Origin of the sequence: Sphingomonas sp. LM7 (assembly GCF_002002925.1) — a bacterium.
In the GTDB taxonomy this organism is placed as follows: domain Bacteria; phylum Pseudomonadota; class Alphaproteobacteria; order Sphingomonadales; family Sphingomonadaceae; genus Sphingomonas.
Genome location: NZ_CP019511.1, coordinates 2,876,713 through 2,892,386 on the forward strand (window position 1 = coordinate 2,876,713; position 15,674 = coordinate 2,892,386).

Consider the following 15,674-nt stretch of genomic DNA (forward strand, 5'->3'; position numbering starts at 1 on the left):
GAGGGTCCGGCAACCGAACCTACCAGGGAGTTACTTCAATGACCGCTCGTCTTTCCTCGCTTCACCACGTCGTTGCCGCTTTCGGCGCCGTGCTCTTCACCGCCGCCTTCGTCGTCTATTCGACGCCGATCCTGCCGATCGTCGCATGACCCGGCTCGCGAAGGAGAAGATCACCATGGTTCGCAGCGCACTGCTCGGCCTCGCATCGTTCGGCCTCACCGCGACGATGATCGTCGCCACCACGGCGCAGGGTTCGGCTCTCTTCGGCTGAACCCTGACCCGCCGCCCCAGGGCGGCTAACCCGCGGAACTTCCGGCGTTCCGCACCGGTTCTCTCGGCAAGACCCTCCCCATGGAGCCCCGCCGATGAGTGATACCGATACGATCGACATGATCCACGAGGATGCGCTGCCCGGACACGAAAGCGCACTCGAACCCAAGCCCGATTGGGAACCGCGCTATCCCGGCTCAGGCCGATTGAAGGACAAGGTCGCGGTGATCACCGGCGCCGACAGCGGCATCGGCCGCGCCGTCGCCGCACTTTATGCCCGCGAAGGCGCCGATGTCGCGATCCTGTACCTTTGCGAGCATGATGATGCCGCGATGACCGCGGACATCGTCCGCCAGGAGGGCCGCGAGGCGCTGACCATCGCCGGCGACGTGGGCGACAAGGCCTTTTGCGACAGCGCGATCGCGCAGGTGATCGAAAAGTTCGGCCGCATCGACATCCTCGTCAACAATGCCGGCGAACAGCATCCCGACAAGGATATCACCGACATCACCGAGCAGCAGCTCAAGCGCACCTTCCAGACCAACATCTTCGGGATGTTCTTCCTGGTGCAGGCAGCGGTTCCGCATCTTGAACAAGGTGCTGCGATCGTGAACTGCACCTCGGTCACCATGTACCAGGGCTCGAAGGAGCTGCTCGACTATTCGAGCACCAAGGGCGCAATCACGGCATTCACCCGGAGCCTTTCCGAAAATCTGATCGAGAAGGGCATCCGCGTGAATGCCGTCGCCCCCGGGCCGATCTGGACGCCGCTCAATCCGATGGGCGGTGCCAGCCCCGAAAAGCTGGAGACCTTCGGCGAAAATACCCCGATGGGCCGGCCCGGCCAGCCCAATGAAGTAGCGCCCAGCTTCCTGTTCCTCGCCTGCGAGGACGCAAGCTACATGTCGGGGCAGGTGCTGCACCCGAATGGCGGGACGATCGTCAACGGCTGAGCCAGTCGCGATGCCTGTTGTTCCCCGGCCTACGCCGGGGCCCGGACGCTAGGCCGGCGCCACGCTGCCGATCGGCCCGACCGGCGCCTCCTCGCCGCGCGAATAGATGCCGGTGAGCAGGCCGGCAGCGAGCACGCGTCCGTTCATTGCCTTGAGGATGGCGCCGCGGCCGGGCGTGTCGCCGACGTCCGGGCCGGGGCCGAGTGCGAAGAGCTGAAAGGCATAATGGTGCGGGCCGTGGCCGGTGGGCGGATCGGGCGGCAGCCAGCCTTCGTTTAAGAAGCTGTTGCGGCCGACATCGCTGCCATCGGCTGCGCCGGGCCCGTCGGCGCGGATCGCGCCTTCCTTGAGCTCGCCATCGTGCGGCGGCAGATCCCAGACCAGGGCGTGGACCAGAGGCTGCGGCGTCGGCGCGTCGGGGTCCTCGACGATCAGCGCCAGCCGCTCGGTGCCTTCGGGTACGCCGGTCCAGAACAAGGGCGGCGACGCGCCTGCGCCATCGGCAGTGAAGCGCTCGGGCAGCCGCGCGCCATTGGCGAAGGCCGGGCTGGCGAGATGAAGCGCCGCGAAGCTCCCGAGCCCGGGCTGCGCGATCGCCAGTTTATCCGCGCCCGCACGCGCGCCCTTGAGCGCGCTGCCGAGCCAATGGGGAACATGTTCGAGCATCACCCTCTCCGCTTGGTTGCGCGCATCAACGTTTCAACCCGCCGGACCTATCCGCCGATGCTGGCGCCGCTGCATGCTTTCGGCTAGCGCAGCGCCATGAGCGCACCCCATATCGTCGCCCTGGGCGGCACCCTGAGATCGGAATCGGCGACCGGCAGGCTCCTGGCCCGGGCGCTGGAGATCGCCGAAGCGCGCGGCGCACGCACCACCTTGCTGACCGGCGACGACATCGCTTTCCCGCATTACGAGCCCGGCAATGCCGAGGGCAACCCGGCGATCGGACGCTATCTCGAGGCGCTGCGCACCGCCGACGCGGTGATCGTCGGGTCGCCCGGTTATCACGGGACGCTGTCGGGACTGGTCAAGACCGCGCTCGATTATGTCGAGCAGCTCCGCGGCGACGAGCGCGTCTATCTCGATGGATTGCCGGTTGGGCTGATCGCGACGGCGGCGGGCTGGCAGGCGGCGGTATCGACGCTGCAGGCGCTGCGCACGATCACCCATTCGCTGCGCGGCTGGCCCACGCCGATGGGGCTGGCGATCAACACCGTCGAACCCGGCGACGCAGTCGACAAATGCCGGCCGCAGATGGACGTCATGGTCGGCCAGATCTTCGATTTCCTGGGACGCTGATCTTCCTATTTAACCCTTTCGTGAGGGCTTGTGCGCTAGCACCGGCGCTTGAAACCGGGGGGGTTTTGAACGCGAAATGATACATGCTTCGGGCCATGCGGTAGTCGGCGCACGACGCAAGGCGGTACGCACCGTCCTTGCGGCGGGCAGCTGCCGCGCCAGCCTGAACGAGATCGCCCAGCGGCTGGGCAATCTCGGCTACCTCGTCGTGCTCAGCGATTCGGCGTGCCAGGCACTCGAACTCGTTTCCGCTCGCGGGTTCGACCTGGTGCTGATCGATACGCTGATGCCTGAGACCGGCGCGATGCACATGCTGGCCGAGATCCGCGGATCGCGCGAGACCGCGGATTTGCCGGTGATCGTCCTGAGCGAACAGGAAGGCGCCGTTGCGGCATTCGCGGCGGGCGCCGACGACTGGATCGCCAAGCCCACGCCGTTCGATGTCCTCGCTGCGCGCGTGGAGCGCATCCTGGCGCGTGCGGGCCGGATCGAGGAACTCAAGCGCTCGAACCTCGCGCTCGATGCCCGGATCGCCGCGCGGGCGATCGAGCTTGGCGAGACGCAAGCCGAGCTTGCCGCCGCGCGTGTCGACCGCACCCGGCTGCTCGGATCGATCCGCCAGCTGCAGGACGAGGTCGCCGCCCGGCGAAGCGCCGCCTAGCGCACAAACCAGTGTCGGCGGATGAAATAGGCGCTGATCACCACCGCGATCACTACGCAGAACCAGAACACCCCCCAGAACGCCCAAGTCTCGTGCGCGAACGGGATGCCGGCCACGTTCATGCCGAGCAGGCCGGTGATGAAGGTCAGCGGCAGGAACACCATCGCGACGATGGCGATGATCAGCGAGCGCTGGTCGAGTTGTTCGGCGCGCAGATCGGTGAGCGTCTCATGGATGAGCGCCGATCGCTCGCGGATGCTCTCCAGCTCTTCGGCCATGCGCGCGGCGCGATCGGCGGCGGCGGACAGATGCAGGCGGTCGTCGTCACCCAGCCAGTCGCCCGGGATCGCCGCCAGCTTCTCCAGCGCGGCGCGCTGCGGATTGAGGAAGCGGCGATAGCCGATCGCCTGGCTGCGCGTGCCATTGACCAGCCGGCGTAGCTCGAAGGCATGGCCGACAGCGATCTGCTCCTCGCAATCGTCGAGCGAGTCGCCGAGATCGGCGACCATCGGGTCGAGCTCCTCGGTGATCTCCTGCGCCAGCGCGGCGATCAGGTCGCCGGGATCGAGCACCTTGCCCGCGCTGACCAGCTCGCGGACCGGATGGAGCGCGCTCAAGGTCTTGCGGGTCACCGAGAAGACGCAGCCGCCGAGCGCATAGATGCGAATCGAGGCGAGCAGATCGGAGGTGGCGAGCTCCTCAGAGGAAAGGCCCCGCAAGTTGATCACGGCGCCTTCGCCCACCGAATCGCAGCGCGGACGCGTCTCGGCTGCGGTAAGCGCCTCGATGACATAGGGCGAAAGGCCCGCTTCGCCGCCGAGCCACGCCTTGGCGCGCTCGTCATTGGTGGTGAGATGGATCCAGACGAGATCGGCGCGCACGCCCAGCGCCTGCTTGAGCGGCGGCGACTCGACCGCGCCGCCCCGCACGACATACGCAAAGCCGCTCATTCGCCCATTGCCAGATAGACCGACAGACCGGCACCCGGATCGAGCGGCATGCCTCCACAGGCGATGCGGATGGCATCGGCGCGGGCACGATCGAGTATGGCTTCGGGCACGTCGCCACGATGAAAGACGCGATCGGCCTGCGCAAGCGCGCGCGCCTGGCGCAGCGTGAGGTCGTCGGGATCATATGAAGGCAAATAGAAGCTGAGCAGCGACGATGTCGCCGCCGTGGCGTCGGTCAGCCATTGCTCCACTGCGTCGCCCGGATGGTCCGTCAACGGGTCGAGTGGTCCGGCGAGCCCGGCACCCAGCGCGCGGCGGCGCTCGGCAAGACCGGGCCAGCGGCCTCGTATTCCTGGTTTCGCAGCTTCCAGCGCACGCGCCAGTCCGCCGAGCGACGCCGGCAATACCGCCTCCAGCCGCTGGCGGAGCGCCGCCGCGAGCCCGGCGGAGACGCCGCCGGTGCCGATCGCGACCAGCACGGGATCGCGATCGACGATCGCGGGCAAAGTGAAGTCGCAAAGATCGACGCGGTCGACCGTGTTAACGAGAATGCCGCGCCCGCGAAGTCGCACGACGATCGGCTCGGGGTCGTCGATCGCAACAATGGCGAGACTGGCATTGGCCGCTTCGTCCACCACGTCGGCGCCGGCGCGCTCGAGCAGGCGGCGCTTGGCTTCCGCCGCCTCGCCCTCACCAATCAGGATGACCGGCCGCCCCGCCAGCTTCACGAAGATCGGCAGGGCGGCGAGGCTCATTTCAGCCAGTCCGGGACATGTTCCTCGGCCATGATCGCTTCGGCCGAGATGCGACCGGCGACCACTTCGAACCTGTCGCCAGAGACGAGCACTTCGGGGACCAGCGGGCGGCTGTTGTAGGTGCTTGCCATCGTCGCGCCATAGGCCCCGGCGCTGCGCAGGATCGCGAGGTCGCCCGACTGCACCACATCGATCTCGCGCCCCTTGGCGAAGACATCGCTGCTCTCGCAGACCGGGCCGGCGACATTGGCGACAAACTTTTCGCCGCTCGGGCGCACCGATTCGAAATCGTGATAGGCATCGTACAGCGCAACGCGCGCAAGGTCATTCATCGCCGAATCGACGATGACCCAGGGGTTCACCGGACCGGGCTTGACCCACAGCACTTCGGTCAGCAGCACGCCGGCATTGGCCGAGATCACCCGACCGGGTTCGAACATCAGTTCGACGTCCCAGCCCTGGGTGACGCGTGCGACCATCTCGCCGAATTCGGCCGGAGTCGGCGGCGTGTCGCCTTCGCGATAGCGCACGCCGAGACCGCCGCCGAGATCGACATGGGTGATGGTGTGCCCCGCGGCGCGCAGCTCCGCGACGAGCTTGCCGACGCGCTCGAACGCGCGCTCCAGCGGCGCGAGGCTCTGAAGCTGGCTGCCGATATGGACAGCGACGCCGCGCAGGTTGAGCCCGGGCAGCGGCGCCAGCCGATCAAAGATCGCCGGGGCCTCGTCGATCGGCAGGCCGAACTTGTTCTCGGCGCGGCCGGTCGAGATCTTCTCGTGCGTGCCGGCGTCGACATCGGGATTCACCCGCAGCGTCGCAGGGGCGCGGAGGCCGCGTGCGGCGGCGAGCTGCGAGAGGACAACGCCCTCTTCCTCGAGCTCGAGGTTGAACTGGCCGATACCGACGCTGAGCGCCTGATCGAGCTCGGCGCGGGTCTTGCCGACGCCCGAGAAGACGACGTCCTTCGCTGCCATGCCCGCCGCCAGCGCACGCGCCAGCTCGCCGCCCGAAACGACGTCGGCACCGAAGCCTTCATTGGCGAGCAGGCGGAGCACCGCGAGATTGGGATTGGCCTTGACCGCGAAGGCGAGGTGCTTGCGCGGGATCGCGGCGAGGCCGTCGCGGAAGGCGCGGGCGTGGCGCTGGAAGGTCGCGGCCGAATAGACGTAGACGGGGGTGCCGACTGCCTCGGCGATCCGCGCGAGCGGGACGTTCTCGACGTGCAGCTCGCCGTCGATCAGATTGAAATGGTCCATGATATTCCGTCAGTTTGGAGGCGGCAGATCGAACTTGTCGGTCCGCCTCTTATCCGTGCTCTCGATGAGGTCGTCGCTGCGCGCGGGGCGCGTGGCCACCGGCGGCTTGAGCAGATCCTCGGGCGTGGGGGTCGCTGTCTCGCCATAGGGCGCGGGAGGCAGCGACGCGCCTTCCGCCGGTTTGAGACCTTCGCGCGCGCCGCAGCCGGCCTGCGCCAGCATCGCGGTGAGCAGCAACAGCTCGCGCATCATCGTCCTTCCTCCTCGCGACCCTGACGGGCCACAGCGATCGCCGCGCGAACCCGCGCCGGCGCAGTGCCGCCGAAGCTCGTGCGGCTGTTCACCGACGCTTCGACGCTGAGCACGCCATATACGCCATCGTCGATGCGCGCGTCGATTTCCTTCAAGGCATCGATCGATAACTGATCGAGCCTTATGCCCTGCGCTTCCGCCGCCGCGACGGCGCGCCCGGTGATGTGGTGCGCCTCTCGGAACGGCACGCCGGCTTCACGGACCAGCCAGTCGGCAAGATCGGTAGCGGTGGCGAACCCGGATTCGGCGAGTCCGCGCATGCGATCGGTGCGGAAGGTCGCGCTTTCGACCATCCCGGTCATCGCCGCGATGCACAAACCCAGCAGGTCGTGCGCCTCGAACACCGGCGGCTTATCGTCCTGCATGTCCTTCGAATAGGCGAGGGGCAGGCCTTTCATGGTGATCATCAGCGAGACCAGTGCGCCGGTGATCCGTCCCGAATGACCGCGCACCAGCTCGGCGGCGTCGGGGTTGCGCTTCTGCGGCATGATCGAGCTGCCGGTCGACCATTGGTCCGACAGGCTGACGAAGCCGAAGGGCTGACTCGCCCAGATCACGAATTCCTCGGCGAGGCGGCTCAGATGCAGGCTGCACTGCGCCGCGGCAGTGAGATATTCGATCGCGAAGTCGCGGTCGGAAACCGAATCGAGCGAATTGCGCGTCGGGCCGTCGAAGCCGAGCGCCGCGGCGGTGGCGTCGCGGTCGAGCGGGAAGCCGGTGCCGGCGAGCGCGGCGGCGCCGAGGGGGCAGAGATTCATCCGCGCGCGCGCATCGCGGAAGCGCGAACGGTCGCGATCGACCATCTCGAAATAGGCCATCAGATGGTGGCCGAGCGTTACCGGCTGGGCGCTCTGGAGATGGGTGAAGCCGGGCATCACGCTATCGGCATGTTCCTCGGCGCGGTCGAGCAGCGCGTCCTGAAGCCCGGCGAGCGCCGCCTCGGCCTGATCGATCGCGTCGCGCACCCACAGGCGGAAATCTGTCGCGACCTGATCGTTGCGCGAGCGCGCGGTGTGAAGGCGGCCCGCCGAGGGCCCGATCCGATCGGCCAGCCGCGCTTCGGAGAGCATGTGGATGTCCTCGAGCGCCAGGTCATCGGGGACGCCGTGTTCCTCGAACTCGGCGGCGACCTGATCGAGCCCCTCGCCGATCCGCGCGGCATCCTCCTGCGAGACGATGCCCTGCTTGCCCAGCATTTCGACATGCGCCTTGGATCCGCGCAGATCCTGGCGCCACATCCGCTTGTCGAAGGGAATCGAGGCGTTTATCTCACGCATGACTGCAGAGGGGCCTTCAGCGAAGCGCCCACCCCACATGGCATTGGAGCTATCCTTGCGCCCAGCGATTACGCTTCTCCTTCTGGCAGCGAGCCTGACCGGCGGCTGCGATAGGCAATCCGCGCCTAAGCAGCAAGCCGAGGGCGCGAATGCAGCCACGCCTGCGCCGAGCGCAGCCGACAAGCTGGACCGCAGCCACAAGGGCGAGGCCGCGCCGACGATCCCGTTCGTCGATCCCAAGGGCAAGAAAGTCACGCTCGCCGACTTCCGCGGCAAGCCGGTACTGCTCAACCTGTGGGCGACATGGTGCGCGCCGTGCGTCAAGGAAATGCCGACGCTCGACGCGCTGGCGGTGCGCGAGGGCGACAAGCTCCAGGTGGTGACGATCAGTCAGGATTTCGCGCCAGAGAAGGTGCCGCCGTTCTTCGCGGCGGCGAAGTTCAAGAAGCTCCAGCCGTACATCGACAGCGAAGTCGCGTTCAGCACGCAGATGGGTGTCAACCTGCCCACCACCATCCTCTACGATTCGGCAGGTCGCGAAGTCTGGCGGGCGCTGGGCGACACCGACTGGGCCGGCGACGCTGCCGCCAAGCTTCTCGCCGAGGCGCGCTGACTCCGGCGCCTGCCCCGCCTGCGGTTCAGAGCAAATTCGGTTGCGGCACCGGCTTGGCGGCAGCCGGTGTTTCGCCGGCGAGCGCAGTCATCGCAACATAATCGAGCTTGCCGGTGCCCAGCACGGGCAGCTCCGCCACTTGCCGGATATCGCGAGGGATGGCGAGTTCGGCGATACCATTCGCCTTGCCCCACGCCTGAAGCTCGCTCGCCTTCGCATCCTTGCGCGTCGTGAACAGCACCAGTTGCTCGCCCTTTCGCGGATCGGCGCGGGTGACGGCGGCGTGGTCTGAGTCCGGCCAGAGGCTGGCGGCGTAGCCTTCGACTGCGGGAAGTGAGACCATTTCGCCGCCGATCTTGGCAAAGCGCTTGGCGCGGCCGCGAATCGTCACAAAGCCATTGTCGTCGATCGACACGATGTCGCCGGTGTCGTGCCAGCCACCTTCGGGCGGTTGCAGCACCCCGGGTGCGTCGGCCTTCATATAGCCTGCCATGATGTTGGGCCCGCGGATCGAGAGCTTGCCGCCCTCGGCGATGCCCGGGACAGGCTCGACCTTCGCTTCGATATTCGGCAGCAATCGGCCGACGCTGCCGGCCTTGAAGTGCATCGGCGTGTTGACCGCGATCACCGGCGCAGCCTCGGTCGCGCCATAGCCTTCGAAGATGCGCACGCCGAACTTCTCGGACCAGATCTTGCGCGTCTCGTCACGAACCCGCTCGGCACCCGCGAAGATGTAGCGGACCGAATAGAAGTCGTAGCTGTGCCCCATCCGCGCATAGCCGGCGAGGAAGGTATCGGTGCCGAACAGGATCGTCGCATTGGCGTCATAGGCCAGCGCGGGCACGATCCGGTAGTGGAGCGGATTGGGATAGAGCAACGTGCGGATGCCGCTGAGGATCGGCAGCAATGTCCCGCCGGTCAGCCCGAAGCTATGGAACACCGGCAAGGCATTGAGCACCAGATCCGACGAATTGAAGTCGATCCGCGCCGAAAGCTGCTGGCAATTGGCGAGCAGATTGCGATGGGTGAGCACCACGCCCTTGGGCAGGCCCTCGCTGCCGCTGGTGAACAGGATCACCGCCGGACTGTCGGGCGCGACGTTGCGGCGACGGTGCAGCCGCCCGGCCCAACGCGCGGCGAACAGCGCACGCAGCTTGGCGAGCGTGCCGATGCCCGCGGCGATATCTTCGAGATAGACGATCCGGCGGCCCTCGGCCTCGAGCCCTTCGACGATCGGCTCGAGCTTGCCCTGAGTGATGAACGCACGCGCGGTGACGATCGTGGCGACCTCGGCCGCGCCGCACGCCGCCTTCAGATTGGCGAGGCCGGCGGTGTAGTTGAGCATCGCCGGCACGCGGCCGATCCGCTGGAGTGCGAAGAAGGTGGCGACGACGCTCGACACATTGGGAAGCAGCACGCCGACCGCCTCGCCCTGGCGGGCCAGCGAGTCGAACGCGCGTCCCAGCGCCATGCTGCCGACGATCAGCTTCTTGTAGCTCATCGGCTCGCGCTTGATGTCCTCGACGATTTTGGCGCCGCCGCCATTGATGTCCTTGGCATCCAGCAGCGCCTGGAACAGCGTGCGATCGGTATCCGAGGTGGCGAAGATCATCGCGCTCATCTCGTCGTACAAGCGGCGTCCGGCGATCGCGCGGCGCTGACGCGCAGTCATCGTGCCTTCGATCTCGACATGGCGCGGCGGCAGCACGGTCAGCGTGATCCTGGGGAACATGCGCAGCCGCACCTTGCCGCGCAGCTTCGAGAAGGAGGAATATTGCGCGCCGTCGATGCGCACCGGGACGATCGGCGCATCGGCCTTGTCGGCGACCATGCCGGGGCCGTCGAATACCTTCATCAGCGCGCCGGTGACGGTGATGCGGCCTTCGGGGAAGATCACCAGCGTGTTGCCGGCCTTGACTGCCTTGACCATCGCCTTGGTCGACATCGGGTTGGTCGGATCGACGGGGAAGGCGCGGAACAGCTTGAGCGCAGGCTTGATCCACCAGCTCGCGGCGACCGCGGTGTGGACCGCGAACACCGGCTTGCCGGGCAGGAACACCGCGAGCAGCAGCCCGTCGAGCCACGAGACATGATTGACCACCACGACCGCGCGGTCGCCGGACCTGGGCATGTTCTCCGCGCCATGGACCTCGACACGATAGAGGAACTGCAGCGTCGCGCGGATTAGCCGCTTGATCACCGTTTCGGGCAGCAACCAGCACGAGATCAGCGCGACGATCAGCGTCGCGAAGCCCATGATCGCAATCACCGCGGGGATCGACACGCCGCTCGCCGCCATCCCGGCGACGACCACCATCACCAGCACCGCAACGATCGCATTGACGATGTTGTTGGCCGCGATGATCCGCGAGCGCTCGGCGACCGGGCTGTTGGTCTGGAGCAGCGCGTAGAGCGGCACGATGAACATGCCGCCCGAAAACGCCATCACGGCAAGGTCGATCAGCACGCGCCAGCTGCCTGGCGCCTGGACGAAGGCGGCGATATTCGCGCCCGGCGCAGTGATCACGAAACTGCGTGTCGACAACCACAGATCGATCATGCTCGCTGCCATCAGCAACGCCGAAACCGGGACGTAGCGCGCCGACACCCGGCCCTTGAGCAGCCGGTTGACCGCCAGCGAGCCCAAGGCGATCGAGAGCGAGAAGACCAGCAGGAACAAGGTGACTACTGGCTTGCCCGCGCCGAGCGTGTTCGACACCAGGGGCGCGAAATCGTTGAGCAGCACCGCGCCGACTGCGAAAAACCAGCTGATCCCGAGGATGCACAGCCAGATGTCGCGGCCGTCATGCGCGGTGCGGAGCACCTGCCAGGTCGAGCGCAGCGGATTGGGATCGACGCGCAGGCCAGGACTGGCGGGGGGCGCGTCGGGGATGAAGAAACTCGCGACCAGCCCGGCCAGTGCCAGCACCGTCGCGATCAGCCCCGCTTCCCAGGGCGGCACGAAGTTGGGGAGCAGCTGGCCGCCGAGGATCGCGAGGAAGGTCCCCGCCTCGATCATGCCGGTGCCGCCCATGATCTCGCCCGGGGCAAGATGCTGGGGCAGGATCGAATATTTGACGGGTCCGAAGATCGTCGAATGGCAGCCCATGAAGAACAAGGCGAGCAGCAGCAGCGGCACCGATTGCAGCCACAGTCCGACAAGCCCCACGGCCATGAACACCACTTCGGCCGCCTTGACCGCGCGGACCAGCTTCGCCTTGTCCCACGCATCGGCAATCTGCCCGGCCAGCGCGGAGAACAGGAAATAAGGGACGAAGAACACCCCCGTCGCAATCGCCGCGAGCATCGCCGAATGGCCGGGATCGGCGGCGTAGAGCGTGAAGTTGACGAGGAACAGCATCGCGTATTTGAGCGCGTTGTCGTTGAACGCGCCCAGAAACTGGACGACGAACAGCGGACCGAAGCGGCGCTTGGCAAGCAGCGAAAAGTCTGGCGCGGACATGATTACCCCCGAATGTCGGCTAAGACGGTATCGATCGAGTGTGACTCATCGGTCAACGGCGCTTCGTCGGGCGCGTCGGGCAGATAGCGGCTGTAGAGCCACCCCATTCCAATCAGGCTGAAGCCCAGCGCCGCGAACGATGCGATACGCAGCAATCCGTCGAGCCCCGCCGCGTCGAACAGGAAGACCTTGCCCACCGCGCCGAGCATCAACAGCAGCGAGGCGATCCGCCAGTCGCGCAGCCCAAGGCGGATGCCCCATTGCAGGAAGCCGATGGCGAGCAGGATGGCAAGCAGCGAGCGGCAGATGTCCTCGCTCTGGATCGTCGGCCCGGCGACGAGCAACGTGCCGTGAAACGCCTGGCGCAGCTGCGAGGCCGCCAGCAGCAGGATCAGCGCCATGAAGGCCCAGCCGCGCACACGCTCCGCCGCCGCGCCATCGACGACGCGCGCCGACCACCAGATCGCGAAGAACGCCATCGCATAGGCCGGGACGAGCCATGGCCCCGCGTCCTGGAGCGACCAGAGCGGATTGTGGAGCAGCATCGTGAACCAGCCGAAATGAAGCAGCGCGGCAAACCCAAGCGCGGCAGCGATACGCTGCGCCCCGGCGCGCCACGCGAGCATGCCGGCGGCGACGATCAGCATTTCCCACAAGGTGCGCTCGGCCATGCCGAATGCGACGAACATCGCCTCGCCGTCGATCGCGAACACATACTTCCACGGGACATGCAGCGCGACCGCGCCGAGCAACACCGCGGCGACCGTGCCGATCTCGCGCTCCCGGGCGCGCAGCTCGCCGCGCACCAGTAGCAGGATCAGGCCAGGTAGCGGCGCGACGATACGGAGCGCCACATCGCTCGCCGCCGGGAGCAGCGTGACGGTGAAGGGCTCGCCGACCAGCGCGCCGCAGGCTGCGGTCAGCCAGAGCGCGAGCGGTTGCAGCGCCCAGCAGGCGGAGAGCAGCGCCGCGGTGCCCAGCGCGGCCAACGACGCGCGCATTCCAGCCAGCGCCAGCGCAGCGAGCATGACTGCCGGGATCAACGCCTGCCACAGATGCGGCACCAGCTGTGCCATAGCGACATAGCCGAGCAGGACCGCAGCCCCCTGCCCCAATTGGCGGATGCTGTTTCGTCCCGCCCAGAGCGCGAAGCCGATCGCCGCGAGCGCGGGCACCAGCCAGCGGACGCAGCTGGACGCGGTTCCGGCAATATCCGTCGGGCCGATCGCGCGCAGCACTTCGTTCGCACCTTCGCCACCGAGCAGGAACGAGAGCGCCGCGAACCCGAAGGCATAGCTGCCATATTCGATACGATCGTCGGCCGAGGCGCGGGCGAGCAGCAATGTGGCGAGCCCGGCGACGGCCGTTGCAGGCGCCAGCGCCCAGACCGGCAGCGCGAGCGCTGCGGCGAGCAGGCCGAGCACGATCGCGGGAAGCGCGACCGTGGCGAACCGTGCATCGGCGCTGCGGCCCGCATTGCGCCAGCCAGCCGCGGCGGCACTGCCTGCAATCGCCGCGCCGAGCAGCGCAAGCGGCACGAAGCTCATCCGCCCGGCCAGCGCCCAATAGTGGGTGATCGGCGCGAGGGCGGCACCGAGCGCGATTACGGCGAGCTGGACGGCGTCACCCAGCCGCCCCTCGCGCCGCCACAGGCGCCAGAGTGCGGGCACGCCATAGATCGCAGCGCCGCCGCCAAGGACGAATGCCAGCGACATCCCGGCCGGATCCGGCCAGGCGACGGCCAGCAGCATGGCGGTGGCGAGCCCGGCGACCGGCAGGTCGGCAAACAGCGCTTCGCGGCGCGACAGCCAGACGATCGCAATCGAAATCAGCGCAAACAGTCCCCAGTCGAGCCCGGCAAACCCGCCGGTCGCGACGACCGCGGCAATCTGGGCGCAGCCTGCCAGCGCGCTGATCAGCTGGAATGCCCGCGCCTGGACGCCCGTGAGCAGCAACGGGAAGGCGATCGCGACGACCAGCGTCAACGCGCCCACCGAAAGCGTCGTTGCGACATCGTGCAGGCCGCCGGCGATGAGCAGCAGTCCCCAGCCGAGACCGCCGGTGACCGCGAGCGCACCAAGCCACCACCAGCGCTGCGACCGGCCGAGCACGCATAATCCGCCCACGGTCAGCGCCAGATAGGTCGCCAGCAGCGGCATGTTCGGCGATCCCGAGCCGATCAGCGCCGGCGCAGCGAGACCGCCGACCAAGCCCAGCACCGCACTCGGCGCGCCGAAGCGGAGCGACAGAATCGCCGCCAGCGCCGTCACCGCGGCAAGCCCCGCGAATGCGGTCATCGGCCCGACGAGATGGTAGAGATTGGCCGCGACCAGGATCGCCGCGTAGAGCGTCGCCAGTCCCGCGCCCGACAGCGCCTGCCGGATTCGCGCGTCACGGACGATTCGGCCGTTGCGCAGCGCCACTTCGGCGCCGGCAATGAGCCCCGCGCCGAACAACAGCCCGCAGATCACGCGCACCAGCGGCGACAACAGCCCGGCGTCGATCGAATATTTGACGATCAGGAAGCCGGCGACCGCCAGCGTGACGCCACCCGCCCAGATCGGCAAATAGCGGCCGAAAACGTCTTCGAAGGTGAAGCTGCGCGTGCGCGGCTCCGACTGTTGCGGCTCGAACGGAAGCGATTCGGCCGCCTCCGCTTCGAAGTCCGAGCCCGAGACTTCCTCATAGTGCTCATGACCCGCAAAGGTCTCGGCCATTGCCGACTGCAGCGGCTCTACCGGATCCGGCTGGCGATCGGCGACGGGGTCCGGCTCCCACACGGGCTCGGGCGCTTCGGGCCGATGGAGAGTGCGGGCGACGGACCGTCTTTCCGGCTCGGGATGGGCGGGCGGAAATCCGGCGGCACCGAATTCCAGCGCGCTGAGGCGGGCCTCCAGTTCCTCCGCGCGATGCCACAGCTTCGCGCACACGACGACCAGGCCGATAAGGACGAGCGCCACCACCATCATCGTCACGATCCCTCGCAAATATCGAATCGCAGATACGGCTAAAATGATCACTGTTCAATTAAAAATTACACAGCGTTCAATTTAGCTGGTACGGCGCGTAGATGGGACGGCGATCGGATCATACGCGGGCCGAGCTGGAGGCGCTCATCCTGTCCGCGGGCCACGCACTGATGGCCGAGACCGGCTATGCCGGCTTCTCCGCGCGCGAAGTGGCCAAGCGGATCGGCTATTCGGTGGGCACGCTGTACAACGTCTTCGACTCGCTCGACGATCTGGTGCTGGCGATCAACACGCGCACCTTCGTCGAATGGGCGGCGTCGATCGCGCAGCGACTGGAAGCCGCCGGCAAGGATCGAATCGCGGTGCTGGTCGACAGCTATTTCGATTTCGCCACGGTTAACCGCAATCTGTGGATGGCGATCTATGATCATCGCCTGCCCGAGGGCGCCCTATTCCCCGACCGCTACGCGCAACGCCGGCGCACGCTGACCGTTATCGTCGAAGAAGAGATTGCGCGCGTGCTGCCACCGGATCGCGCGGACCGCGCCGCGCCGCTCGCCCGCTCGCTGCTTGCAACGGTGCACGGCCATTGCGTCTTCGCGCTCAACGGCACGTTCGCGCTGCTCGAGGAGAAACACCCGCGCGAAGCCGCGCTGGTCCGCGTGCGCGAGGCGCTGGCAGCAGCACAGGCATCCCGCGACTGAGCGGGCAGCGCCGCGCCGCCTGGAGTCCCCCGACCGCGCTGCGATCGGCCGGGCCGCTCAATTTTTGGAAACCTGGATGCCCCGTGATGATCCACGTCGCGGGCAGCTGCAATTCCGGCCTACTCGCCACCGGCGTTGCATCGCTGCGGATACGATCGCTTTCATGTAGCTGACTGAGGGCAATCTATTCGC

14 protein-coding genes are annotated in these 15,674 nt (G+C 67.4%); 6 read left to right on the forward strand and 8 right to left on the reverse strand.

Features of this window, described 5'->3' with window-relative positions; translation table 11 throughout:
• Positions 1-145 precede the first annotated feature (145 nt).
• Positions 146-271 (forward strand): hypothetical protein, encoded by a 126-nt coding sequence (locus tag BXU08_RS20475; protein WP_290439627.1) that lies wholly within the window; start codon positions 146-148, stop codon positions 269-271.
• Between the two features lie 94 nt (positions 272-365).
• Positions 366-1,223 (forward strand): SDR family oxidoreductase, encoded by an 858-nt coding sequence (locus BXU08_RS13120; protein ID WP_077510466.1) that lies wholly within the window; start codon positions 366-368, stop codon positions 1,221-1,223.
• A 48-nt stretch (positions 1,224-1,271) separates the two neighbouring features.
• Here BXU08_RS13120 and BXU08_RS13125 read toward each other — a convergent pair whose 3' ends face one another.
• Positions 1,272-1,889, reverse strand: coding sequence for a YbhB/YbcL family Raf kinase inhibitor-like protein (locus BXU08_RS13125; RefSeq protein WP_077510467.1), 618 nt, complete (start codon positions 1,887-1,889; stop codon positions 1,272-1,274).
• 96 nt (positions 1,890-1,985) lie between these two features.
• Here BXU08_RS13125 and BXU08_RS13130 point away from each other — a divergent pair, with 96 nt between their 5' ends.
• Positions 1,986-2,522: an NADPH-dependent FMN reductase gene (locus tag BXU08_RS13130; RefSeq protein WP_077510468.1), complete on the forward strand. Its 537-nt coding sequence runs from the start codon at positions 1,986-1,988 to the stop codon at positions 2,520-2,522.
• Between the two features lie 76 nt (positions 2,523-2,598).
• Positions 2,599-3,183 (forward strand): two-component system response regulator, encoded by a 585-nt coding sequence (locus tag BXU08_RS13135; RefSeq protein WP_077510469.1) that lies wholly within the window; start codon positions 2,599-2,601, stop codon positions 3,181-3,183.
• Here BXU08_RS13135 and BXU08_RS13140 read toward each other — a convergent pair.
• The 5 genes from BXU08_RS13140 to argH are packed head-to-tail and all read right to left on the reverse strand — an operon-like array spanning position 3,180 to position 7,772.
• Positions 3,180-4,133, reverse strand: coding sequence for a zinc transporter ZntB (locus tag BXU08_RS13140; RefSeq protein ID WP_077510470.1), 954 nt, complete (start codon positions 4,131-4,133; stop codon positions 3,180-3,182). The two genes, BXU08_RS13135 and BXU08_RS13140, sit on opposite strands and share 4 nt — an antisense overlap.
• Complete coding sequence (locus BXU08_RS13145; RefSeq protein ID WP_077510471.1) at positions 4,130-4,888, reverse strand: bifunctional precorrin-2 dehydrogenase/sirohydrochlorin ferrochelatase; 759 nt, start codon at positions 4,886-4,888, stop codon at positions 4,130-4,132. The genes BXU08_RS13140 and BXU08_RS13145 overlap by 4 nt, the downstream gene beginning before the upstream one ends.
• Positions 4,885-6,144, reverse strand: a complete 1,260-nt coding sequence (gene lysA / locus BXU08_RS13150; RefSeq protein ID WP_077510472.1) for a diaminopimelate decarboxylase — start codon at positions 6,142-6,144, stop codon at positions 4,885-4,887. Before lysA ends, BXU08_RS13145 begins: the two co-directional genes overlap by 4 nt.
• A gap of 9 nt (positions 6,145-6,153) precedes the next feature.
• Positions 6,154-6,396: a hypothetical protein gene (locus tag BXU08_RS13155; protein WP_366926558.1), complete on the reverse strand. Its 243-nt coding sequence runs from the start codon at positions 6,394-6,396 to the stop codon at positions 6,154-6,156.
• Positions 6,393-7,772 (reverse strand): argininosuccinate lyase, encoded by a 1,380-nt coding sequence (argH, locus tag BXU08_RS13160; protein ID WP_077510473.1) that lies wholly within the window; start codon positions 7,770-7,772, stop codon positions 6,393-6,395. The genes BXU08_RS13155 and argH overlap by 4 nt, the downstream gene beginning before the upstream one ends.
• Positions 7,773-7,788: 16 nt before the next feature.
• Between argH and BXU08_RS13165 the strand changes: the two genes are divergently transcribed.
• Positions 7,789-8,346, forward strand: coding sequence for a TlpA disulfide reductase family protein (locus tag BXU08_RS13165; protein WP_366926559.1), 558 nt, complete (start codon positions 7,789-7,791; stop codon positions 8,344-8,346).
• 25 nt (positions 8,347-8,371) lie between these two features.
• Here the strand turns inward: BXU08_RS13165 and BXU08_RS13170 are convergent, their stop codons facing one another.
• On the reverse strand, positions 8,372-11,809 hold the full coding sequence (locus tag BXU08_RS13170; RefSeq protein ID WP_253190372.1) for an acyl-[ACP]--phospholipid O-acyltransferase: 3,438 nt from the start codon (positions 11,807-11,809) through the stop codon (positions 8,372-8,374).
• Positions 11,810-11,811: 2 nt separating this feature from the next.
• Positions 11,812-14,778 (reverse strand): DUF2339 domain-containing protein, encoded by a 2,967-nt coding sequence (locus BXU08_RS13175; RefSeq protein WP_253190597.1) that lies wholly within the window; start codon positions 14,776-14,778, stop codon positions 11,812-11,814.
• 101 nt (positions 14,779-14,879) lie between these two features.
• On the opposite strand from BXU08_RS13175, the gene BXU08_RS13180 reads away from it, so the two are divergent.
• On the forward strand, positions 14,880-15,482 hold the full coding sequence (locus BXU08_RS13180) for a TetR/AcrR family transcriptional regulator (RefSeq protein WP_077510475.1): 603 nt from the start codon (positions 14,880-14,882) through the stop codon (positions 15,480-15,482).
• The last annotated feature ends 192 nt before the right edge of the window (positions 15,483-15,674 follow it).

Excerpts from the sequence above, each read along its gene's own strand:
- BXU08_RS13120 (WP_077510466.1), top strand. The coding sequence starts at position 366 with ATGAGTGATACCGATACGATCGACATGATCCACGAGGATGCGCTGCCC.
- BXU08_RS13145 (WP_077510471.1), bottom strand. The coding sequence starts at position 4,888 with ATGAGCCTCGCCGCCCTGCCGATCTTCGTGAAGCTGGCGGGGCGGCCG.
- BXU08_RS13175 (WP_253190597.1), bottom strand. The coding sequence starts at position 14,778 with ATGATGGTGGTGGCGCTCGTCCTTATCGGCCTGGTCGTCGTGTGCGCG.
- BXU08_RS20475 (WP_290439627.1), top strand. The coding sequence starts at position 146 with ATGACCCGGCTCGCGAAGGAGAAGATCACCATGGTTCGCAGCGCACTG.
- BXU08_RS13125 (WP_077510467.1), bottom strand. The coding sequence starts at position 1,889 with ATGCTCGAACATGTTCCCCATTGGCTCGGCAGCGCGCTCAAGGGCGCG.
- BXU08_RS13140 (WP_077510470.1), bottom strand. The coding sequence starts at position 4,133 with ATGAGCGGCTTTGCGTATGTCGTGCGGGGCGGCGCGGTCGAGTCGCCG.
- BXU08_RS13170 (WP_253190372.1), bottom strand. The coding sequence starts at position 11,809 with ATGTCCGCGCCAGACTTTTCGCTGCTTGCCAAGCGCCGCTTCGGTCCG.
- BXU08_RS13130 (WP_077510468.1), top strand. The coding sequence starts at position 1,986 with ATGAGCGCACCCCATATCGTCGCCCTGGGCGGCACCCTGAGATCGGAA.
- BXU08_RS13135 (WP_077510469.1), top strand. The coding sequence starts at position 2,599 with ATGATACATGCTTCGGGCCATGCGGTAGTCGGCGCACGACGCAAGGCG.
- BXU08_RS13180 (WP_077510475.1), top strand. The coding sequence starts at position 14,880 with ATGGGACGGCGATCGGATCATACGCGGGCCGAGCTGGAGGCGCTCATC.
- BXU08_RS13155 (WP_366926558.1), bottom strand. The coding sequence starts at position 6,396 with ATGATGCGCGAGCTGTTGCTGCTCACCGCGATGCTGGCGCAGGCCGGC.
- lysA (WP_077510472.1), bottom strand. The coding sequence starts at position 6,144 with ATGGACCATTTCAATCTGATCGACGGCGAGCTGCACGTCGAGAACGTC.
- argH (WP_077510473.1), bottom strand. The coding sequence starts at position 7,772 with ATGTGGGGTGGGCGCTTCGCTGAAGGCCCCTCTGCAGTCATGCGTGAG.